This window comes from Sphingomonas sediminicola (assembly GCF_049991885.1).
Taxonomy (GTDB): domain Bacteria; phylum Pseudomonadota; class Alphaproteobacteria; order Sphingomonadales; family Sphingomonadaceae; genus Sphingomicrobium; species Sphingomicrobium sediminicola.
Genome location: NZ_CP178916.1, coordinates 1,024,521 through 1,045,877, shown reverse-complemented (window position 1 = coordinate 1,045,877; position 21,357 = coordinate 1,024,521). Strand labels below are relative to the sequence as shown.

17 protein-coding genes, 1 tRNA gene and 1 pseudogene are annotated in these 21,357 nt (G+C 62.4%); 12 read left to right on the top strand and 7 right to left on the bottom strand.

The genetic code is table 11. The features are described from left to right. Positions 1 to 171 precede the first annotated feature (171 nt). From ACMC5O_RS05465 to ACMC5O_RS05455, 3 genes are read left to right on the top strand one after another with little or no spacing between them, the layout of a single operon-like run. Complete coding sequence (locus tag ACMC5O_RS05465; protein WP_187709598.1) at positions 172 to 2,115, top strand: potassium transporter Kup; 1,944 nt, start codon at positions 172 to 174, stop codon at positions 2,113 to 2,115. 52 nt (positions 2,116 to 2,167) lie between these two features. After that, positions 2,168 to 2,701 carry a PRC-barrel domain-containing protein gene (locus ACMC5O_RS05460; RefSeq protein WP_426693388.1) on the top strand — a complete coding sequence of 178 codons (534 nt, stop codon included), beginning with the start codon at positions 2,168 to 2,170 and terminating at the stop codon, positions 2,699 to 2,701. Next, positions 2,686 to 3,189, top strand: a complete 504-nt coding sequence (locus tag ACMC5O_RS05455) for a 2'-5' RNA ligase family protein (RefSeq protein ID WP_187709600.1) — start codon at positions 2,686 to 2,688, stop codon at positions 3,187 to 3,189. Before ACMC5O_RS05460 ends, ACMC5O_RS05455 begins: the two co-directional genes overlap by 16 nt. Here the strand turns inward: ACMC5O_RS05455 and ACMC5O_RS05450 are convergent. After that, positions 3,186 to 3,611, bottom strand: coding sequence for a DUF3775 domain-containing protein (locus ACMC5O_RS05450; protein WP_187709601.1), 426 nt, complete (start codon positions 3,609 to 3,611; stop codon positions 3,186 to 3,188). The genes ACMC5O_RS05455 and ACMC5O_RS05450 overlap by 4 nt on opposite strands. A gap of 133 nt (positions 3,612 to 3,744) precedes the next feature. Here ACMC5O_RS05450 and ACMC5O_RS05445 point away from each other — a divergent pair. Continuing rightward, a tRNA-Met gene (locus ACMC5O_RS05445) sits at positions 3,745 to 3,821 on the top strand. 13 nt (positions 3,822 to 3,834) lie between these two features. Here ACMC5O_RS05445 and ACMC5O_RS05440 read toward each other — a convergent pair. Beyond that, positions 3,835 to 4,131 carry a WGxxGxxG-CTERM domain-containing protein gene (locus ACMC5O_RS05440; RefSeq protein ID WP_187709602.1) on the bottom strand — a complete coding sequence of 99 codons (297 nt, stop codon included), beginning with the start codon at positions 4,129 to 4,131 and terminating at the stop codon, positions 3,835 to 3,837. A 24-nt stretch (positions 4,132 to 4,155) separates the two neighbouring features. Beyond that, positions 4,156 to 4,389 carry a hypothetical protein gene (locus tag ACMC5O_RS05435; protein ID WP_187709603.1) on the bottom strand — a complete coding sequence of 78 codons (234 nt, stop codon included), beginning with the start codon at positions 4,387 to 4,389 and terminating at the stop codon, positions 4,156 to 4,158. A 401-nt stretch (positions 4,390 to 4,790) separates the two neighbouring features. Here ACMC5O_RS05435 and proS point away from each other — a divergent pair, with 401 nt between their 5' ends. From proS to dnaE, 6 genes are all read left to right on the top strand, one after another. Then, a complete protein-coding gene (gene proS / locus ACMC5O_RS05430) occupies positions 4,791 to 6,113 on the top strand; it encodes a proline--tRNA ligase (RefSeq protein ID WP_187709604.1) in 1,323 nt (440 codons plus the stop codon). Next, positions 6,110 to 7,360, top strand: a complete 1,251-nt coding sequence (locus ACMC5O_RS05425) for a lipoprotein-releasing ABC transporter permease subunit (protein WP_187709605.1) — start codon at positions 6,110 to 6,112, stop codon at positions 7,358 to 7,360. The genes proS and ACMC5O_RS05425 overlap by 4 nt, the downstream gene beginning before the upstream one ends. Then, positions 7,353 to 8,027, top strand: a complete 675-nt coding sequence (locus tag ACMC5O_RS05420; protein WP_426693387.1) for an ABC transporter ATP-binding protein — start codon at positions 7,353 to 7,355, stop codon at positions 8,025 to 8,027. Before ACMC5O_RS05425 ends, ACMC5O_RS05420 begins: the two co-directional genes overlap by 8 nt. Positions 8,028 to 8,062: 35 nt before the next feature. Further along, positions 8,063 to 8,953, top strand: coding sequence for a lysozyme inhibitor LprI family protein (locus ACMC5O_RS05415; protein ID WP_426693386.1), 891 nt, complete (start codon positions 8,063 to 8,065; stop codon positions 8,951 to 8,953). Positions 8,954 to 9,021: 68 nt separating this feature from the next. Next, positions 9,022 to 9,552 (top strand): hypothetical protein, encoded by a 531-nt coding sequence (locus tag ACMC5O_RS05410; protein ID WP_187709608.1) that lies wholly within the window; start codon positions 9,022 to 9,024, stop codon positions 9,550 to 9,552. A gap of 60 nt (positions 9,553 to 9,612) precedes the next feature. Next, positions 9,613 to 13,050 (top strand): DNA polymerase III subunit alpha, encoded by a 3,438-nt coding sequence (dnaE, locus tag ACMC5O_RS05405; protein ID WP_426693385.1) that lies wholly within the window; start codon positions 9,613 to 9,615, stop codon positions 13,048 to 13,050. Positions 13,051 to 13,053: 3 nt separating this feature from the next. Here dnaE and ACMC5O_RS05400 read toward each other — a convergent pair whose 3' ends face one another. The 3 genes and pseudogenes from ACMC5O_RS05400 to ACMC5O_RS05390 form a co-directional block, all read right to left on the bottom strand. Next, complete coding sequence (locus ACMC5O_RS05400; RefSeq protein WP_187709609.1) at positions 13,054 to 13,725, bottom strand: hemerythrin domain-containing protein; 672 nt, start codon at positions 13,723 to 13,725, stop codon at positions 13,054 to 13,056. 357 nt (positions 13,726 to 14,082) lie between these two features. Continuing rightward, a pseudogene (gene mtgA, locus ACMC5O_RS05395) lies at positions 14,083 to 14,817 on the bottom strand (monofunctional biosynthetic peptidoglycan transglycosylase); the annotation flags it as partial. Positions 14,818 to 14,826: 9 nt separating this feature from the next. Further along, the gene (locus tag ACMC5O_RS05390) at positions 14,827 to 16,389 is read right to left on the bottom strand and encodes a hypothetical protein (protein WP_426693384.1); all 1,563 of its coding nucleotides are present in this window, start codon (positions 16,387 to 16,389) and stop codon (positions 14,827 to 14,829) included. A gap of 98 nt (positions 16,390 to 16,487) precedes the next feature. On the opposite strand from ACMC5O_RS05390, the gene alaS reads away from it, so the two are divergent. Together alaS and ACMC5O_RS05380 are read left to right on the top strand one after the other, a co-directional pair. Beyond that, the gene (alaS, locus tag ACMC5O_RS05385) at positions 16,488 to 19,145 is read left to right on the top strand and encodes an alanine--tRNA ligase (protein WP_426693383.1); all 2,658 of its coding nucleotides are present in this window, start codon (positions 16,488 to 16,490) and stop codon (positions 19,143 to 19,145) included. Next, positions 19,142 to 19,588 carry a GFA family protein gene (locus ACMC5O_RS05380; RefSeq protein ID WP_246444503.1) on the top strand — a complete coding sequence of 149 codons (447 nt, stop codon included), beginning with the start codon at positions 19,142 to 19,144 and terminating at the stop codon, positions 19,586 to 19,588. The genes alaS and ACMC5O_RS05380 overlap by 4 nt, the downstream gene beginning before the upstream one ends. On the opposite strand, the gene ACMC5O_RS05375 is transcribed toward ACMC5O_RS05380, so the two are convergent. Continuing rightward, positions 19,585 to 21,339, bottom strand: coding sequence for a cation:proton antiporter (locus tag ACMC5O_RS05375; RefSeq protein WP_426693382.1), 1,755 nt, complete (start codon positions 21,337 to 21,339; stop codon positions 19,585 to 19,587). The genes ACMC5O_RS05380 and ACMC5O_RS05375 overlap by 4 nt on opposite strands. Between the last annotated feature and the right edge of the window lie 18 nt (positions 21,340 to 21,357).

Here is a 21,357-nt window from a genome sequence, read left to right as displayed (position 1 = left end):
GATGGTGATTGCGCGCGCCTATAGACTGGCAAAACGCCCTTGTCCCCCCACATTACGGCAGGGTTTGCGGCCATTGTTCACTGGTGCTAGTGCGGCGCGCCGCTGCTCCGGCGGCGGTGCGGGGGCACCAGAAATGCGGGTTCGCAGTCGGTCCAGGCAGTTTTCGATTCCATGAGCGTAACAGCAACCGGCGGAGCTGAAGCAGCCCCGCAAGATCATTCGCATGGGCATGCTCACGGGCAGGGATCGATGGCCAAGCTGGCCGTCGGTGCGATCGGCATCGTCTTTGGCGACATCGGTACGTCGCCGATCTACGCATTCCGTGAGACCTTCGCGGGTCATCACACCCTCCATGTCGACCAGATGCACATCAACGGTGTGCTTAGCCTGATCTTCTGGTCGATGATGATCATCGTGACGCTGAAATACGTCACCATCATTATGCGCGCCGACAACAAGGGCGAGGGCGGAAGCCTGGCCTTGCTGGCCCTCATCAACCGGCAATTGGGCGGGAAGAAGAGATGGACAGCGGGGATAGTCCTTCTCGGCGTCTTCGCGACCGCGCTCTTCTACGGCGATTCCATGATCACCCCGGCGATCTCGGTCTTGTCCGCAGTCGAAGGCCTGACGACCGTCAATGCCGGGCTGCAGCCTTTCGTCATTCCGATCGCAGTCGGAATCCTGATTGGCCTCTTCGCGATCCAGTCGCACGGGACGGCGAGAGTGGGGGCGTTGTTCGGTCCGGTGATGCTGTTCTACTTCACGGTCATCGCCGTGCTCGGCGTGATGCACATCGTCGACCGTCCGCAGGTGATCCTCGCAACGGTCAACCCGGTGCACGTGTTCACGTTTTTTTTCGACGAGCCGCTGCGGGCATTCATTGCGCTCGGCTCGGTCGTCCTCGCGGTGACCGGCGCCGAGGCGCTGTACGCGGACATGGGCCACTTCGGCCGCAAGCCGATCCGTGTTTCGTGGATCTATTTCGTCATGCCCGCGCTGCTGCTCAACTACATGGGGCAGGGCGCGATGCTCATGAACATGGGCGCTGCGCAGGCGATGGAAACGGTCAAGAACCCGTTCTTCTACCTCGCTCCTGACATGCTGCGCCTGCCCCTGGTCCTACTTGCGACCATGGCGACCATCATAGCTAGCCAGGCAGTGATTTCAGGAGCTTTTTCAGTCACCCAGCAAGCCATACAGCTGGGCTTCGTTCCGCGCTTGCGAATCGCGCATACGAGCGAGAGCGCCGCCGGCCAGATCTACATTCCGGTCGTGAACTGGGCGTTGATGACGATGGTCATCCTCCTCGTGATCATGTTCGGCAGCTCGTCGAACCTGGCTGCGGCCTATGGCATCGCTGTTACGGGCGCGATGCTGATCGACGCCGTCCTCATTTCCGTCGTGCTGCTGCAGCTGTGGAATTGGAACCGCTACCTCGCGATCGGTCTCCTAGCGCTCTTCTTCACGGTCGATGGTCTCTACCTCGGCGCGAACCTGCTGAAGATCCCCGCCGGGGGCTGGTTCCCGCTCCTCATCGGGGCGATTGCCTTCACTTTGCTCACCACCTGGGCGAAGGGCCGCCAGCTCCTTTTGGCGCGGATGGACGAAGCCAGCCTGCCCATGGAAATCTTCATCAAGTCGGCGGCTACCAGCGCAACCCGCGTGCCCGGAACCGCGGTCTTCATGACCAGCTCCGCAAGCGGCGTGCCCCATGCGCTTTTGCACAACCTGAAGCACAATAAGGTCCTTCATGAGCGGGTGATCCTGCTAACCGTGAAAATTCAGGACGTGCCTTACGTGTCCGAGGAAAAGCGCGCGGAGACGCAGGATTATTCCGCGGGCTTCTATCGCGTGATCATCCACTACGGCTTCATGGAAGAGGTCAACATTCCGGCCGAGTTGTCGAAGCTCGAAGGCTGCGGACCCGCCTGCAAGATGATGGATACGAGCTTCTTCCTCGCCCGGCAGACGCTGATTGCCTCGTCGCGCCCAGGCATGGCGATCTGGCGCGAGAAGCTTTTCTCCTGGATGCTTCGCAATGCGGAAAGCGCGATGGAGTTCTTCAAGCTGCCGACCAACCGCGTCGTCGAACTGGGAAGCCAGGTCGAAATCTGAACCTCGCGGCTGATCGTGTGTTGCGGCAGCCATGGAAGATCTCATCGGTTGGATGGCAACGATCGCGACGGTTACAGCGGCGTTGGTAACGGCATCGAATCTCGGCTCTCGAATCACCGGTTATGGCTTCGCGGTCTTTACCGTCGGTTCCGTGGCATGGCTGGCGCTGGCTTTCCTGACGAACCAGCCCGCTTTGCTGTGGACGAATATCCTGCTGACAGGCCTGAATCTCTTCGGCGTCTGGCGCTGGCTCGGGCGGCAGTCGCGGATAGAGGAGGGCGCCTCGCTCGCCGCGGAGAAAAGCGAGCGCACTCCCGGGGAAGCCCTGTTCCCGGTCTCGACACTGCTTAAGGCGCCAGTTCAAAGCCATTCCGGAGATGAAGTCGGCAATTGCGTGGACGGCATGGCCGGCTGCTCTAGCGGTCGACTGCACTATGTTGTCGTAGCGAAGGGAGGAGTCGGCGGCGTGGGGGAGACGCTCCATCGGCTGCCTTGGGGTGCGACGAAGGTTGAAGCCGACAGGCTGATCCTTGATTGCGTGGATGAACTGAAGGAAATCACGGGCAAGGAATGGCCGGTCCGCTAATCGTCACTGCCGAATTTGCACCGGAAGATTTCGCCTGGCTCGATGCCTTGCGCCGCCGCCATTATCCCGCTGAACGGAACCAAGTGCTGGCACACTTGACCCTCTTCCACGCCATCGCACCGTCCGCTGAAGACGAATTGCGGCAAATCCTGAAATCCATGGCCGGACGGCCTCCTCCTCGTGCGTGCATCAGAAGCATCGTGAATCTCGGCGGAGGAGTGGCGCTTCGGGTGGCGTCCGAAGAACTTGACGCTATCCGGGCGGAGATCGCCGAGCGACTGCGGGGACTGCTGACCGCTCAGGACTCGGCGGGCTGGTCAGCCCATGTCACGATCCAGAACAAGGCGCCGCCGCGAGAGGCGCGAGCGTTGATAGATGCACTGGGCGATCAATTCTTGCGACGGCCGATCCACATTTCTGGCGTAGGCCTGCACCGCTATTTGGGCGGTCCCTGGGAGACCCTGCGGAAGTTCTCTTTCAGGGGCTAGCTGAGTTCGCCGATTCCGTCGCAGCTGAGATCGAACGCCGCGAGACCTGCTTCGAGAACCGACGCAAGCATCGGCATGTCCATAAGTTCGTCGATCGCGGCGTCGCTTCCGTTCTTGGTAAGGTCGTTGGCTTCCTCCATCGCCTCTTCCCAATCGCCGACGTCGTACGTTCCCTGGCCGACCCAGCAGAATGCGACGACTTCCGCGAGCTGGTCCTCGCCGAGATCTTCGAAGACGGCCTTGAGCTCTTCCTCGACACTGTCGTTGATCGTGTCGTCGAGGACGGAAAGGGTACCTTCCTCTTCGTCGTCGACATTGTCGGCGGTCTCGTTGCCGTCATAGTCCGTTGGCGTTTGGGCCTCGTACTCCCGCGCCCGAAGAATGATCCGGCAAAGCGTTTCGAGCGGGGTCAACGGGTCCATCAAAGTGCCTTTCGATTATGCCGCTTGAACGTGAACGTCCGTAAGCGGTTCCTCGCGTTGACCGACACTGGTCGCGCACTTATATGGCCGCGGCGTCCCGCCTCGCGGGGTCGCGAATACCATGCCTTCCTGGGGCGGAGTAGCTCAGCTGGTTAGAGCAGCGGAATCATAATCCGCGTGTCGGGGGTTCAAGTCCCTCCTCCGCTACCACGCCGCGACGGATTCAGTCGCGGCGCTTGCGACCCAGAAGCCCAATCAACCCGACAAGCCCGATCGCTCCCCAAGGGAGTCCGCCACCGGATTTGCGGGCCGGAGCGGGAGCCGGCGCGGGTTCCGGCGCTTCCGTCGTGACGGGCGCAGGGGCCGCAGCCATGTCGTTTCCAGCCATCATCGAATTGTCGGCTGGCATGGCCATGGTCGCGTTCGCGTCGGCCGCATTGGCAGGCGCGGGCTCGTTCTGGGCCATCGCAGGTGCTGATGCCAAAGCGGCGGCCAGCAGGAAGCAAGTCACATTCCGCATCTTCAAACTCCCCTTTAGTCGGCGCTATTCGACTGAGGCCGGGTGGTAACTGTCCTCGCCATGTTCTTTCTTAAGGCCCAGCAGCCCGAGCAGGCCCAACGCTCCGAGCAGATTGAACCAGTCAATCTTCGGCGGGCCGCTACGCAGACGTTCCTGCGTCTCGGTCCGGATACCGGACTCGTTGGTTTCCTGCGCTTGCGCAGCGGGACCGGCCAATGCCGCCGCTACGATCATGCCGAGCATCCACCGTGTTCGCATGGTGCCCTCCTGTGTAAGCGCTGAAAGCAGCGCTAAGGGCGCAATACCACCGTATGCGACTCACTTCCAAGAGTGCGCAATCGAAACGCAAACGCCCGGACCGCGTGGCGATCCGGGCGTCCTGCGTGACGATTGCTCGTCAGCCCCCTTGGATGCTTGCTGCGTCCCGCTTTCGCGCGTCGCCTCAAGCTTCCGACATCGGCCCCAAGGGGCAGCCCGCCGGAAGGACTGCAAGTTATGCCGCGGCGCCGTGGCTTGTCACCTGCATAAGCAATGTGCGGCAGGTTTTGGGCACACCCTGTGGCTGCCCGGCAACATCGAGCCGGGGGTCGAGCCCGATTGCGCTCTGTTGCTTAGCGCCCTAGGGCACCGGCTCCACGGTCCTCTGGAGGCATCTGAAGTTGCGCGTTTCCCGCTATTTTTTGCCGGTTCTGAAGGAGAGTCCTTCGGACGCGCAAATCGTCAGCCACAAGCTGATGCTGCGCGCAGGGCTGGTCCGCCAGACGGCGGCGGGGATCTACGCCTGGCTGCCGATCGGGTATCGGGTCCTCAAGAAGATCGAGCAGATCGTCCGCGAAGAGCAGGATCGCGCGGGTGCGATCGAGATGCTGATGCCGACGATCCAGGCGGCGGACCTGTGGCGCGAGAGTGGGCGCTACGACGCTTACGGACCGGAAATGCTGCGGATTCGCGACCGGCACGATCGCGAGATGCTCTACGGGCCCACCAATGAGGAAATGCTCACGGCGATCGTTCGCGACGAGCTGAAGAGCTATCGTGAGCTTCCGCGCACGCTCTACCACATCCAGTGGAAGTTCCGCGACGAAGTCCGCCCGCGTTTCGGCGTGATGCGCGGACGTGAGTTCCTCATGAAGGACGCTTACAGCTTCGATCTTGACGAAGAAGGTGCGCGGCAGAGCTACTACACCCAGCTTCTAGCCTATCTGCGCACCTTCCAGCGCATGGGTATTCAGGCCGTGCCGATGAAAGCTGCGTCGGGCCCGATCGGCGGCGACCTGAGCCACGAGTTTATCGTCTTGGCACCGACGGGCGAGAGCGAGGTCTTTTACGATGCCGCATTCGAAGAGTTCGACTGGCAGCAGTCGGACCTCCAGTATGGCGATGCCGCAGGACTGAAGGCCTTGTTCGATCGCGTTGGCTCGACTTACTCGGCGACCGACGAGACCCACGATGAGGCGCGTTGGGCGACGATTTCCGACGACCGCAAGCGCACCGGACGTGGCATCGAGGTCGGCCACATCTTCTACTTCGGTGACAAATATTCGGCGGCGATGGGACTGAAAGTCTCCGGCACAGACGGGAAGCCGGTCACTCCGATGATGGGGAGCTACGGAGTCGGCGTCTCCCGCCTCGTCGGCGCCATCATCGAGGCGAGCCATGACGATGCGGGCATTATTTGGCCGGAGAGCGTTGCGCCGTGGAAAGTTGGCCTCGTCACGATGCGTCAGGACGACGAGCCCAGCGTGGCGGCCGCGGAAGGCCTGTACACGGACCTCAGGAACGCCGGCATCGAGACCGCCTACGACGACCGCGATGAGCGTGGCGGGGCCAAGCTCGCCACGATGGACCTGATCGGTCTGCCGTGGCAGGTCATCGTCGGTCCCCGCGGAATTGCCGCGGGCACGGTCGAACTCAAGCGCCGTTCATCTGGCGAGAAGCAAGAGCTGAGCGTGGAATCCGCCCTCGCGAGAATGTCCGAATGATCCTCAACCGGTACGAGCGCACGGTCGCTCGCCGATACCTGCTTCCCGGCAAGGGCGAGGGGTTCATCTTCCTCGTCGCTTCAATAAGCCTGTTCGCCGTCGCACTCGGTGTTGCTGCCCTCATCATAGTCATGAGCGTGATGAACGGTTTCCGCGCGGAGCTGTTCGACAAGATCGTCGGCCTCAACGGGCATGCGATCGTGCAAGGCTATGAGGGCCGCCTGACCAATTGGCAGCAGATTTCCGACGAGGCGCGCAAGTTGCCTGGAGTCACCTCGGCAACGCCATTGATCGAGCAGCCTTTGATGGCTTCGGCAAACGGGCGCGTCGAAGGCGTTCTCGTCCGCGGAATGCGGCTTCAGGATATCCGCAACAACCCGGTCATCACCCAGAACGTGAAGTCCGGAAGCATCGCCTCGATCACGCCGGGCAGCAATCGAGTCGCGATCGGATCGCGTCTTGCCGAGACGCTTGGTGCCTATGTCGGAAGCGAGATCAGCCTGATCAGCCCCGAAGGCCGGTCGACGGTTGTCGGGACGGTCCCGCGCATAGTGTCGTACCAGGTCGGAGCGATCTTCGAAGTCGGCGTCTACGACTACGACAAGGCGTTCGTCGTCATGCCGATGCAGGATGCGCAGACATTGCTGATGCTTGGCGATCAGGTCGGCATGGTCGAAATCCAGACGAGCGATCCGGACAAAGCCCGTATCATCCTCGCCCCGCTTGGACCGCTGGTTCAGGGGCGCGGGATCATCGTCGACTGGCAGCAGATGAACTCGGCCTTGTTCGAAGCGCTGGAGATAGAGCGCGTCGCGATGTTCGTCGTCTTGTCGCTGATCGTCCTGGTCGCCGTCTTCAACATCCTGTCATCGCTGATCATGCTGGTGCGCGCCAAGACCCGTGACATCGCCATCCTCCGGACCATGGGGGCGAGCCGGCGAAGCATGATGAAGGTCTTCGTGACCGTCGGAGTTACGATCGGCTCTCTTGGGATCGTGCTCGGGATCATCATCGGGGCCATCTTCCTCTTCTTCCGCCAGGCGGTCGTGGACTTCATCCAACTGATCACGGGGCAGAATCTTTGGGACCCGTCTGTGCGCTTCCTGTCAGAACTGCCATCGAAGACCGATCCATTCGAGGTGACGGCGATCATATTGATCGCGCTGATCCTGTCCTTCCTCGCGACGCTCTATCCGGCATGGAAGGCGGCGAGCACCGACCCGGTGCAGGTGCTTCGCTATGAGTGAACCGGTCCTTTCGACGCGCGGGTTGAAGCGCAGCTTCACGCAGGGCGACGTGACGATCGAGGTGCTCCGTGGAGTCGATCTCGATGTGCAGCCCGGCGAGATTGTGGCGCTGCTCGGCCCGTCGGGGTCTGGGAAGTCGACGCTGCTGCAGGCCGTGGGCCTGCTCGAGGGCGGCTTCGAAGGTTCGATCCGGATCGCGGGTAGGGAGGCCGCGTCGCTCAACGACGAAGGTCGGACGGAGCTTCGCCGAAACGCGCTGGGCTTCGTCTACCAGTTTCACCACCTGCTGCCCGAGTTCAACGCGCGTGAGAATGTCGTCCTTCCGCAGCTAATCCACGGTGCCGAAACCGAGGCTGCCCTGGGTCGCGCGGAGCAATTGCTGACAGCGCTTGGCCTTGGCGCTCGTCTCGATCACCGGCCTTCGAAGCTTTCCGGAGGCGAGCAACAGCGGGTCGCCGTTGCGCGGGCGCTCGCCAACAAGCCGCCGCTCGTCCTCGCCGACGAGCCGACCGGGAACCTTGACGAGGCAACCGCCGATACGGTCCTTGCCGAGTTCCTTGGTCTGGTGCGGGGGGAGGGTAGTGCCGCCCTTGTGGCAACCCATAATGAGCGCCTCGCCGCAAAGATGGACCGAGTGGTTCGGCTCCACGAGGGACTGCTTGGATAGTGGAGCCGGAAGACGACGGGCGCGTTAGCGGCCCGATGCAACGCGTAAACCCCACAGTTCTTGCCACAATTGCGCTCGGAGCGCTGGTCCTGCTCATCGTCATCATGATCGTGATGGGCAACCGGTCGAGCGAAGACGATCGCCTGACCGGCAACCAGGTTACGTTATCCAGTGAAGAGCCTTCGGAACGCTGCGGAAGCCAAACGACATACGATCAGATCAAGCGCGAGCTGTTCCGTCAGGCGGCAGCGGCCCGAGGCAGCGACCAGGAGGCGTTTGACAAGATCGCATCCTTTTCGACAGTGCGGATGGAAGCGCCAGTCTTACGCGATGAAAGCGGGGGAAGCGTAACCTGTAACGGCACACTCACGCTCGACCTTCCGCCTGGGGTTGCTGTTGCGGGCGGTCGTCGTTCGCTCGGCGCGGACATTCTCTACACCGTTGATGGCGCTGCGGTGACCGTCTCCAACGCCGATGAGATCATTACGCCCCTCACGACGCTCGCACGAACTGCGGACGCGCGCACAAGCGATTTGCTGCCGCCCAACGCAAATGAAGTTGCACCCGCGGAACCGGACAATTCGGTGGAAGTGCTTCCGCCCGTAGAGCAGTCGGAAGGCGCGGACGCTTCGAATGCCGCGACCGTCACTCCGAGCTTCAACTGCTCCAATGCCAAGACGAGCGGCGAAGTGGCGGTCTGCAATGATTACCGGCTTGCGATCCTCGATCGCCGCATGGCGGCGCAGTTCGGAAGCGCAATGTCGGAAGCCGACGCAAAGCAGCGGGGCTTGCTGACCCGCACGCGTGATTCCTTCCTGATCTATCGGGACCGCTGCACGAGCAACGACTGCATCGCCGAGACTTATCGAGGGCGCATGCGCGAAATCCGCGACATCATGCTCGGCAGGTGGACTCCGCAGCATTAGCGTTTCGTCGATTTGGGCTTGTCAGATTTGACGAACTGGGCGCTTCTGCAATCAGTGGAGAAGGGTCCGTGATTCCCATTCGTTACTTGATGATAGCTGGAATTGCGGCCTTGGCGCTTCCGTCAGTTTCGGCGGCCCAGGTTGCGTCCGGTTGCAAGACCCCGCAGCACCGGCAGTTCGATTTCTGGGTCGGCACATGGGATGTTTTTCCAACCGGGCAGGACAGGTTGGTCGCGCGAAGCGTAGTCGAGAACCTCTACGGCGGGTGCGTCATTCGCGAGAACTGGACGCCGCTGACTGGGACAGCCGGTGGAAGCCTCAACACATACGACCCGGAAGACGGTCATTGGCACCAGGTCTGGATGGACGCAGCGAATGCGCGGGTCTTGTTCGAAGGAGACCTGGTGGACGGAAAGATGGTGCTGACCGGTTCCTGGAAGGGCGCTCGCAAACCGGGAGAAGAGAGCCTGGTCCGAATGACGTACAGCCGCCTAGAAGGTGGGGCGGTGCGTCAACAAGGCCAAATCTCGACCAACAAAGGCGTGACCTGGCAGCCATTTTTCGACTTCACATATAAGCCCGTCGCAATTCCCAAATAATCTGTGGAAAGCGGGGGCTGCGAGCCTTCCAATCGTGCCGCGGAGCGCCATAGTTCGAGTGTGACTCAGCCGTACGTTCCGCTTCGCATCTTTTCCTCCTTCACGATGCTGGAAGGGGCGATGGAGCCGAAAGTCATCGCGGAGCGCGCCGCGAAGCTGGGCTTCCCGGCCGTCGCGCTGACTGATCGCAACGGGCTCTATGCGGCCATGGCGTTTACAGAAGCCTGCGTAGCAAAGGGTGTACAGCCTATTGTTGGCGCAATGCTCGCTGTCGCCCGACCGTCCCAGATGGGAAGCGCGGTCGATTGGTTGGTCCTGCTGGCGAAGGACGAGCAGGGTTATTCGAACCTCTGCCACCTGGTTTCGTCGGCCCATCTCGATCGCCCGGTCGAACTCGATCCGCACGTGCCCTTCTCGGCTCTGGAAGCGATGAGCGATGGCCTCATCGCAATGACCGCAGGCTCGGAAGGCGCGCTCGCCCGGCTTCTGTCGGAAAACCAGAAGGGCAAGGCAGCGACCTATCTCGATCGCCTGCACGCATGCTTTACCGATCGGCTATATGTGGAAATCATCCGCCGGAACGATCCGGTCGAGGAAGCGTCCGAGGAAGCACTGATCGAGCTTGCCTACGAACGGGACCTCCCGCTCATCGCAACCAATCCAGCCGCCTATTCCGATCCAAGCTTCCACGCCGCCCACGATGCCATGCTCTGCATCGCCCAGTCGGCCTACATCGAGAGCAACGATCGCCACACGTCCTCGCCGGAAGCCTGGCTCAAGGATTCAGCGGCGATGGCCGAGCTGTTCGTCGACCTGCCCGAGGCCTTGGCGAACACGGCGATTGTAGCTCAGCGTTGTTCTGTCGGCGCTCCGAAGCGTAGGCCTATCCTGCCGCGGCTGTCGGATCACGAGGACGAGCAACTTCGGGCTGACGCGCATGCGGGCCTCGATTCGCGACTGACGGGCCGGACCGACGAGGAGAAGGAAAGCTACCGCGAACGGCTCGATTTCGAGATCGACGTCATCACCCGCATGGGGTTCGCGGGCTACTTCCTGATCGTCGCCGATTTCATCAAATGGGCGAAGGCGCACGACATCCCGGTGGGGCCGGGCCGTGGCTCTGGCGCGGGCTCGGTGGTCGCGTGGGCGCTTACGATTACCGACCTCGACCCGCTCGCGCTGAACCTGCTGTTCGAGCGATTCCTCAATCCTGAACGCGTCTCGATGCCGGACTTCGACATCGACTTCTGCGAAACACGGCGCGACGAGGTGATCTCCTACGTCCAGCAGAAGTACGGTCGCGATAGGGTCGCGCAGATCATCACTTTCGGGCGACTGAAGGCGCGCGCGGTGCTCAAGGATACGGGGCGCGTGCTCCAGATGAGCTACGGCCATGTCGACCGGATCGCGAAGATGATCCCGAACCATCCGACCGACCCGTGGACCCTAGAACGGTCGTTGAACGGCGTCTCGGAGCTGGCGGCCGAGTACAAAGGCGATTCCGACGTACGCCGCCTCATCGATCTTGCGATGAAACTGGAGGGCCTGCCACGCCACGCCTCCACTCACGCTGCGGGTGTGGTGATCGGCGACCGGCGCCTCGACGACCTTGTCCCGATGTATCGCGATCCCCGGTCGGACATGCCGGTCACGCAGTTCGACATGAAATATGTCGAGGCTGCGGGCCTGGTGAAGTTCGACTTCCTCGGTCTCAAGACATTGTCCGTCCTCAAGGAGGCCGAGCGGCTGCTCGGCGAGCAGGGCGTGAGCGTCAATTTCTCGGCGCTCACCTGGGACGATGAAGAGGTCTACGAGCTCCTCCAGCGGGGCGACACCGTCGGCGTTTTCCAGCTGGAATCGGAGGGCATGCGCCGGACGCTCGCGGCCGTCCGCCCGACAAGCTTCGGCGACATCATCGCGCTCGTGTCGCTCTACCGGCCCGGCCCGATGGATAACATTCCGCTATTCGGGGACCGCAAGAACGGGCGCGCGGCGATCGAATATCCGCACGCGATGCTCGAGGAGGTGCTCAAGGAAACGTACGGCATCTTCGTCTATCAGGAACAGGTCATGCAGGCGGCGCAGGTGCTCGCTGGCTATTCGCTCGGCGAAGCGGATCTCCTGCGCCGTGCCATGGGCAAGAAGATCCAGTCGGAGATGGACGCGCAGCGCGCCCGCTTCGTCGAAGGCTGTGCTTCGCACAACATCACGTCGGCGAAGGCATCGGAATTGTTCGACTTGATCGACAAGTTCGCAGGCTACGGCTTCAACAAGTCGCACGCCGCCGCATACGCGCTGGTCGCCTATCATACGGGCTGGCTGAAGGCGCATCACAGACCCGAATTCTACGCGGCGTCGATGAGCTTCGACATGACGCAGACGGACAAGCTCGCGCTGTTCGTCGAAGACATGCGTCGAGGCGAAGTCGAGTGCTTGCCGCCTTGCATCAACGCGAGCGAGGCCGCCTTCTCCGTCGCGGACGGCAAGGTCCGCTACGCCCTCGGCGCGCTCAAGGGCGTCGGCGAAAAGGCCATGGAAGCGCTGGTGGCCGAGCGCGAGGAGAGGGGGCCGTTCAAGTCGCTGGACGATTTCGCGGAACGCATCGATCCGCGCCTTCTCAATCGCCGGCAGATCGAGAGCCTTGCGGCCGCTGGCGCATTCGACGCCATCGCTCCTGACCGCGCGGCCGTCTTTGCATCTGCCGAGACCATCCTTGCTCACGCGGCTAGCGCCGCGGAACAGCGCACGAGCGGTCAGCACGGTTTGTTCGGAGGCAGCCAGGCCTCGGTCGCCCCGATCCGACTCGCCAAGGTCGAGCAATGGTCGCTTGCGCAGCGAATGGCGGCCGAGCGGGATTCCTTCGGCTTTTACTTCTCCGCCCATCCCGTCGACGCGCACCGCCACCTGCTGGAAGCGAACAAGGCGAAGACCTTTGCGCAGCTCGCCGATATCCCGATGCCGGCGGAAGGTCGCGCGGGCGCGGTCATGGCGGGCCTCGTCGAGGAAGCGCGCTGGCGGACGTCTGCGAAGGGCCGCCGCTACCTCATGGCCACTTTGAGCGACTCGTCCGGCCAGTTCCAGGCCAGCATTTTTGACGATGAAGCCAGCGCCGCCATCGAGGCTGCAGCCCGCGCCGGAACGTGCGGCCTACTGACGGTAGAACTCGACAAGCGTCCCGGAGACGAAATTCCTCGGGTGGCGATCAAGCGATTCCAGCCGCTGGAGGGTCTTGCCAAGCGGACTCGTCTGCAGATGGAAGTGCGGGTCTCTTCGCCCCTGCTAGTGCCTGCGATCGCGCATGAGCTTGCCGGAGCGCATGGCGGAGGCGGAGTCGTTCGCCTGCTGCTCCCTCTTTCAAAGGGCGGAGAAGCAGTGGTGATCGCTGGCCGCGATTTCGCGCTCGACGCCGAGCTCCAGGCACGCATCCAGCGAATTACCGGCGAGGGGAGTGTCGACCTTTCCGTTCAGGAACCGCCGAGACTCGCCCTCGTCGGCTAGTCTTCACGCCATCCAGAAACCGTCGGCGTTCACCAGGCCGGTAACCTTGGCGTTCTGCTCGTCAGTCATGCTCTGCTTGAAGGATGGAAAGACCTCTTCTTCCTCCATGTGCGCATGCTTGGAAACCAGTGCTCGGAACTCCCGGACCTTTTCAAGCCAGTTCGGAGCCTCGGGCCCCATGTTCTTCAGTTCGTAAATGAAAGTCTTGATGTAGCCGTGCTCGCCTTCGAGTTCGTCCGCATTGACAGCCATGTTCGCCTCGCGGAGCGCCGGATAGACGACCATCTCTTCCTGGTGCGCATGTTTGTCGAGCGCATGGGTAAGCTTCATTAGAAGCATGCTGCGCTTCCAGGTCTGCGTTTCGTCGGTTTCGAGCATCTTGTCGAAGATGCCGAGCGCCACCTCATGTTCCGCGGCGAGGATCTGGTCCCAATCGCCGGCAGCCGCTTCAAGGCCCTGCATCAGGAACTTGCGGCCGTAGTTGGCTGCAAAGCCGATCGCTGCACCGGCGAATGCAGCGCCCAGCAGTGGGCCAGCGTTGTCGGTCCATGAAAAGGCGCTTCGGTTGATGGCGGTGCGATTTCTCGACTGGGTCCGGCCGTTCTCGCTTCCACCCGATCCGCCGCTTGCGGAACGATTGCTGGATGAGGATCGACTCTGAGTACGTGTAGCCATCACATGTCCTCCGTTTTGGGTTCGCGGCATGAACGGAGGGCTACAGCCCGGCGTTCCTCTGCCGAACGCAAAAGGCCAGGCGATCAACGAATTAAGCTACTGACCGACCGGCGGAGGCGGGGCTTCCACGTTCCCTGGCTCGGGAGGCGTCGCCTGGTTTGCCACGGACTGCGTTTCTGAAGCCGGTGAGAGCTGGTTTGTGGCCAGGGGCTCTTGCGACTCAGGTGGCAGTTCGTCGACCGCTTCATTTAGCGGAGGAAGCGGCTTCGCGCTCTCGAATTCCTCGCCCGGAAGTTGCTTCTGCGGCTTCGCGGTGGCCGGCGGCGTCTTTTCCTTCGGTGGTATGATGTCCTGATAAACGCAGGCGTCGAGGCCATCGCGTGCGACGATGCTGATCCGTGAGCTTATCGAATTCCCGTAGCGTCTGGTGAAGCCCTTTGGAGCGACCGCGCCGCGCTTCTTCGGCAGCGGAAGGACGGCCGCGATCCGTGCAGCCTCGGTCCGGCTCATCGCGCTAGCGTCATGATCGAAGTAGCGCTGCGACCCCGCGTTAACTCCGTAGGTGCCGATCCCGGTCTCGGCGAGGTTGAGATAGACCTCCATGATCCGGCGCTTTGGCCAGAGATTTTCCATCAGCAGCGTGAACCAAGCTTCCAGGCCTTTGCGGAAATAGCCGCCGCCCTGCCAGAGGAAGGCGTTCTTCGCGGTCTGTTGGCTGATCGTCGAGCCGCCCCGAATCCGGCCCCCGGATGCGTTGCGTTTCATAGCATCTTCAATGGCTTCGACGTCGAACCCATTATGCGAACAGAACTTGCTGTCTTCAGCACCGATAGCTGCGCGAACCATGTCGCGGTCAATCTCTTCGATGCTCATCCAGTCGCGAGTGGCGCCGCGACCTGCGACCAGGTCGCCGAGCATGGTGGCCGTGATCGGCGGGTTCACGAACCGGTAGGCGAGAACCCAAAGCACCGAGCCGATCACGAAAATCAGCACCAGTTTGACGATGAATCCGACAATGCGTCCGAACGGGGAGCGCTTGCTCGTACGCCTGCGCTTGTAGCGGGGAATATTCGACTTCGGTCGTCTCGCCATTTGCAGCGCCTAGCGGGCGTCCGAGCGCGCCTCAAGCTTGGACAACAACGTCAGGGTTCCCGGATCTTTGGGGCGGTACTTCAGTGCCGCTGCGGCTTCGCGGCGCGCCCCAGCCACGTCATTCTGCTGCAACAAGGCGAGCGCCAAGTCCCGGCGAACCGGATAGTGCCATGCTGGAGGGTCCGAGACAGACGAGAAATCGTTGCTTTCCTGCATTTCTGCGGCTTGCGCGAAAGCAATTTCCGCTTCGTCGGGGCGGCCCGCCATCATCGCTGCCCGGCCGGCGAGGACATTCCGGGCGATGTACGTCATTGTTTGCGCCTGGAGCGAGCCGTCATCCTTGCTTAGCTCTCCGGAGACGCCACGGATCGCGGCCGCTTCCTTGCGGAGACCATCAATGTTGTTCAGCTTGGCGAATGCCTCGCCACGCGCGTAATGCCAGGCCGCGTTGAGGAAAGGTAGCTTGGGCTCTGGCAAGGCCAGGACCTCCTTTGGCTCGGCAAAGCGCGCCAGTGCGTAATAGCCGTTGCCCGAGATCATTTGGCTGTACGGCCCACCTTCCTTCTGGACTTGCGCCCGGGCGACCAGTGGTCTGCCCAACCGCAGTCCGATATCCGCATCGCCCGCCTCGAGCGCTCCTCCAAGCCCGAATGTCACGTTGTGCGAGTGATAGGGCAGTCCCCACACGCCAGCAGGCTCGGGCAGGCCGAGTCTCTTGGCATTGTCGATTCCGATCTCGACGGCGCGCATGTTTGCCTTGGCCGCATCCTCGTATCGGCCGACCCAGTAATAGGTGTGCGAGGGCATGTGGACGAGATGACTGGCGTTCGGTGCCAGAGCTGCAAGCTTGTCCGCATAAGGCTCCGCCAGCTCCGGGTGCCCGGCAATTTCGGTCGCGTGAATGTAGAAATGGATTGCCGGGGTATCGTCCGGTTTGCGCTTCAGGACTCCTTCGAGAAGCGGGATCGCCAGCCCGGCATTGAGCTTCCAGTCTTCGTCGGTCTCGGCGTGCGTCATCAGCCAGGCGTCCGCGGCGATCACCGCGATTTCATTGTCGTCCGGGTATTTGCTCGCGAGCGCGGCCATCGCCTTTGCGAAATGGAGGTCGCCATCCTTGCCGCCGCCACCATTCTTGTATCGCAGTTGCAGAGCATGAATGAGCGCTCTCTCGCGCTCGGTGCCGTGGTCCTTCGCGAGTTCGGCGGCCTTGTCGGCCAATTCCTTAAGCTTCGCGACCTCGTCCTCGGTCTTGTTGAAGTTGATCGTCGGCCCGTCGGCCCATGCCTCACCCCACAGGCACATCGCGCACTTCGGGTCGAGCTGCACCGCTTCCTGCATCGCCTCGACCGCAGCCTTGTGCGCGAAGGCATGGGCGAGCTGCATTCCGTTGTCGAAGAAGGCTTGCGCCTGGCGATTAGCCGTTGAGATCGGAAAGCCTCCGGAGCCGTAACCTTCCAGCAGGACAGTCTGTTTGGCCGTTGCTTCTTTCATGGAATGGCCCTGGTGTATGTCCATCTGGGCAAGGGCCGGCGCCGAGGCAGCCGTCAGGAACGCGAGCGCGTAATATCTCATCGAGCAAATCTCCCCGCGGGAAAGCTAGCACTCGGCAGTGCGCTGTCTAGCGGCGGCTCCTTGCCGCAGTGCAGCAGCCCATTTACATGCCGCTCAACATGACCTCGACGAACGACATCCGCCGCTCCTTCCTCGACTATTTCGAGAAGAACGGACACGCGCGAGTGCCCTCGGCGCCGCTGGTGCCGCAGAACGACCCCACGCTGATGTTCGTCAACGCGGGCATGGTGCCGTTCAAAAACGTCTTCACGGGGCTGGAGACCAAGCCGTACTCGACCGCGAGCAGTTCCCAGAAGTGCGTCCGCGCCGGCGGTAAGCACAACGATCTCGACAATGTCGGCTACACGGCCCGGCACCACACTTTCTTCGAGATGCTCGGGAATTTCTCGTTCGGCGATTATTTCAAGGATCGCGCAATCGAGCTCGCGTGGAACCTGATCACCAGGGAATGGGGAATAAGTGCAGACCGGTTGACCGCGACGGTCTATCACACCGACGACGAAGCCTTCGACCTTTGGAAGAAGATCTCCGGCCTCCCGGACAGCCGGATCATCCGCATTCCGACCAAGGACAACTTCTGGGCCATGGGCGACGATGGTCCTTGCGGTCCCTGTTCCGAGATCTTCTACGACCATGGCGATCACATCGCGGGTGGACCCCCGGGCAGCCCTGACGAGGACGGCGATCGCTTCGTCGAGATCTGGAACCTCGTCTTCATGCAGTTCGAGCAGGCGGCGGGGGAGATCGTTTCGGAGTTGCCGAAGAAGAGCATCGACACCGGCATGGGCTTGGAGCGCGTATCTGCGGTGCTTCAGGGTGTGCATGACAATTACGATACGGACATGTTCCGTGCGTTGATCGAGGCCAGCGAAGAGCTGACGAAGACGCGGGCCGAGGGGGACCGGCAGGCGAGCCATCGGGTGATCGCCGATCATCTTCGCGCTTCGGGCTTCCTGGTGGCCGACGGCGTCCTGCCGGCGAACGAGGGCAGGGGCTACGTCCTTCGCCGCATCATGCGCCGAGCGATGCGCCATGCGCACCTGCTTGGCTCCAAGGAGCCGCTGATGCATCGGCTCGTTCCGGCGCTCGTCGCGGAAATGGGCGCTGCCTACCCGGAACTAGTCCGTGCGCAGCCACTTATCGAGGCGACCCTGGCACAGGAAGAGACGCGTTTTCGTCAGACTCTGGCGAACGGCTTGCGCCTTCTCGACGAGGCGACGGGAGACCTTGCCGAGGGTGGCACGCTCCCGGGCGAGACCGCGTTCAAGCTCTACGACACTTACGGCTTCCCTTACGACCTCACAGTGGATGCGCTGCGTGCCCGCGGGCTGGGCGTGGATCGCCAGGGCTTTGACACGGCCATGGCGCAGCAGAAAGCGGCCGCCCGTGCCGCCTGGAGGGGCTCGGGCGATCGCGCTTCAGATGATCTCTGGTTCGACATTGCCGAGGAGTTCGGAAGCACTGAGTTCACCGGCTATTCCGGCGACGAAGGCGAGGGCGTTGTCCTGACGATCGTTAAGGACGGCAAGCGCGTTGAAAGCGCCGAGATCGGTGAAACGGTGGATTTGGTTCCCAATCAGACGCCCTTCTACGGCGAGAGTGGCGGGCAAATCGGCGACACCGGAAAACTAACCACACTCAAAGGCTTCCAGGGCGAAGTTAAGGATACAATTAAGCCTCTAGGACGTCTTCATGTGTTGCGAACCAGGGTTGCCGCAGGCGAACTGACGGTCGGAGAGACAATCCACCAATCGGTGGACGCTGATCGCCGCAATCGCGTGCGCGCCAACCATAGCGCGACGCACCTGCTTCATGCGGCACTGCGCCACCGGCTCGGAACTCACGTGACGCAGAAGGGTAGCCTGGTCGCGCCGGATTACTTCCGGTTCGACTTTTCGCATCCCAAGGCGCTGTCACGTGATGAGATCGAGCAGGTCGAGGCCGATGTGAATGCACAGATTCGCGGGAATGAGGCGGTCACGACGCGTCTGATGACTCCGGATAAAGCGATCGAGGCCGGGGCCATGGCCTTGTTTGGTGAGAAGTACGGCGACGAGGTCCGGGTTCTCTCCATGGGCCGCACTCCGGAGGCCGATTATTCGGTCGAGCTCTGCGGTGGCACGCATGTTCGGGCGCTGGGTGATATCCAGCTGTTCAAGATCATCAGCGAGAGCGCCGTCTCATCCGGCGTTCGCCGTATCGAAGCCCTGACGGGCGAGGCCGCTAGGCAGTGGCTTGTCGGTCGTGACGCCAAGCTTCGCGAGGCAGCGGCCACGCTGAAATCGTCTCCGGACGAAGTGCCCGCGCGCATAGCGTCGCTGGTCGAGGATCGACGGCGCCTCGAGCGCGAACTCGCCGATGCGAAGAAGGCGCTGGCAATGGGCGGCGGCTCAGCCAAGTCCGACGAGGCCGGTCCAGAGCAGGTGAACGGCCACAAGTTCCTCGGCCAGGTGGTGGACGGACTGAATCCCAAGGACTTGCGCTCGACTGTTGATGCGATGAAGCAGCGCATCGGCTCGGGCGTCGCGGCTCTCGTGGCTGTCAACGAAGGCCGTGCCAGTGTTGCCGTGGGAGTCACCGACGATCTAGCCGGCCACATCAGTGCCGTTGACCTGGTAAAGGCCGCCGTTGAAGCACTCGGCGGGCAGGGTGGCGGCGGCCGTCCCGACATGGCCCAAGGAGGCGGCCCGGAGGGCTCAAGGGCCAAGGAGGCGATCGAGGCGGTGAGGGACGCGCTGGAGAAGGTTGCAGCGTGATCGACACCGCAGCCAGCGAACCGCTTACGCTCGACGGTTCGTGCCACTGCGGCGCGGTGAAGTTCACAACGACACTGCCGTTCGGTTTTTCTTCCGCGAGGCGCTGCACCTGCAGTATCTGCCGGATGCGCGGCGCGATCGCGGTGACGTCAACGGACGAGCATTTCCGGATCACCGAGGGTGAGGAGAAGCTCGCGACCTATCGCTTCAACACGAAGACTGCCGAGCATCACTTCTGCACCACCTGCGGGATCTACACGCACCACAAGCGGCGCTCGAGCCCAGACCAGCTCGGGGTCAATGTGGCTTGCCTCGAAGGTGTCTCGCCATTCGATTTTGCCGAGGTAGTGGTCTTCGACGGGCAACGGCATCCTGGCGATAATCCGGAGCACAGGACCTACACGGCGGGCGTGCTCCGCTTCGAGCCGGTGTCGGAAGCCTAACCGGCATCACGTAGCCGCCGGCGGCCGAGACGTGGTTCCGCTTCCATTTCCGCCTGGGCCATGATCTCGGAGCGAAGTTCCGACCGTTTCTCGTGGATGCTGGCGATCACCGGTCCCATCGCCACGCCGATGTCGACAAGCACGGCTTCGGAGAGCTGAAGCGAGGCCTCCAGCGTTTCGGGCACTGCATCGGTCACGCCGGCCTCGTAGAGCTTGGCCGCATGATCCGTGTCCCTTGCTCGGGCTATGATGGCCAGCTGCGGGAACGAGTTTCGGAGGCGGCGGGCGAGGCGCGCCACGAGCACCGGATCGTCCATGGTCAGCACGAGCGCCGCCGCGTGGCCGAGGTGGAGCTTTTCGACCAGCTCGCTTCGGGCGACATCACCGAACAGGATCGTATAGCCTCCTTCTCGTGAGGCCATGACATTGTCGATGTCGCTGTCGACCGCGAGATAGGGGCGTCCGTGCTCGCGCAGCATGTCGGCGACCATTCTGCCGACCCGGCCGAACCCGAAGATGATCGTGCGACCCTTTGCGGCTTCATTGTCAGGCATATCCATCGCCTGCGGATCGACCCGTCTTGCCGCGAGACGACCGAGTTTTGCGAGCAAGGGGGTTATGGTGAGTCCGACGGCCGTCGCCGCCTGCCAGAAGGTTGCCGTATCCTGTGCGACAACGCCGGTTGCGGCGGCTGCTCCGAGGAGGATGAGCGTCGTTTCCGACGGTGAAGCCATCAGGAGGCCGGTTTCCGCCGCGACGCCCTCTCGCGAGCCACTGAGGCGAAGCAATGTGCCGGTGACCAGCGCTTTGACCAACAGTACACCTGCCAGCGCCACGAGCAGCTCCGGCCAGATTTGAGCCAGCTGGCGGAAATCAATGCGCATACCGACGGTGATCAGGAAGATGCCGAGAGCGAGGCCGCGGAATGGCGCGGTCACCACTTCGACCTCGCTTCGATATTCGGTTTCGGCGATCAGGACGCCTGCGATGAGCGCGCCGAGAATCGGCGAAAGGCCGACGGCGCCCGTCGCGATGCTGGCGAGAATGACGACCAACAAGCTGACGGCGAGGAAGAGTTCAGGGCTCTTGGTGCGCGCTGCCTGTGCAAAAAGCGCCGGAAGGACCAGCCGTCCAATCAGCAAGAGGCCCGCGATGACGAGTGCGCCCTTCCAAACAACATCCACCAGTCCGGAAGCTGCGCCGGCTGCGGCTGTTCCGAAGAGGAACAGCAAGGGGACGAGGGCGAGGTCCTCGAACAGCAGCATGGCGAGCGCCGCGCGCCCGACTGGGCTGGTCGTCCCGGCGATCGGCAAGACCAGTGCTGTTGATGACATGGCCAGCGCAAACCCAAGGGAGGCAGCGCTCGCCGCGGGCTGACCCATCACGTACAAAGCTCCGCCGATCAGGACGGCGCTACCGATCAGCTCCGCGGCGCCGATGCCAAACACCATCTTCCGCATGGCGACCAGTCGCCTGAAACTCAGTTCAAGCCCGATCGCGAACAGGAGGAGGATAATGCCCAGTTCCGCGAACGGATCGATCGCTTCGGGAGTGGAAATAGTAAGGTAATTCAGCCACGGGATTTCGTCGGTCAGCCCACCCAAACCGGCGGGACCGACGATCATTCCGACCATGATGAACCCGATGACCGGCGTGATGCGGAGTCGGGCGAAGGCCGGGATGACGATTCCGGCCGCACCCAGGATGACTAAGGCATCACTGTAACCGGAAGTGCCGAATTCGCCTGCCATGCCGGCTTTAGAGCAGGT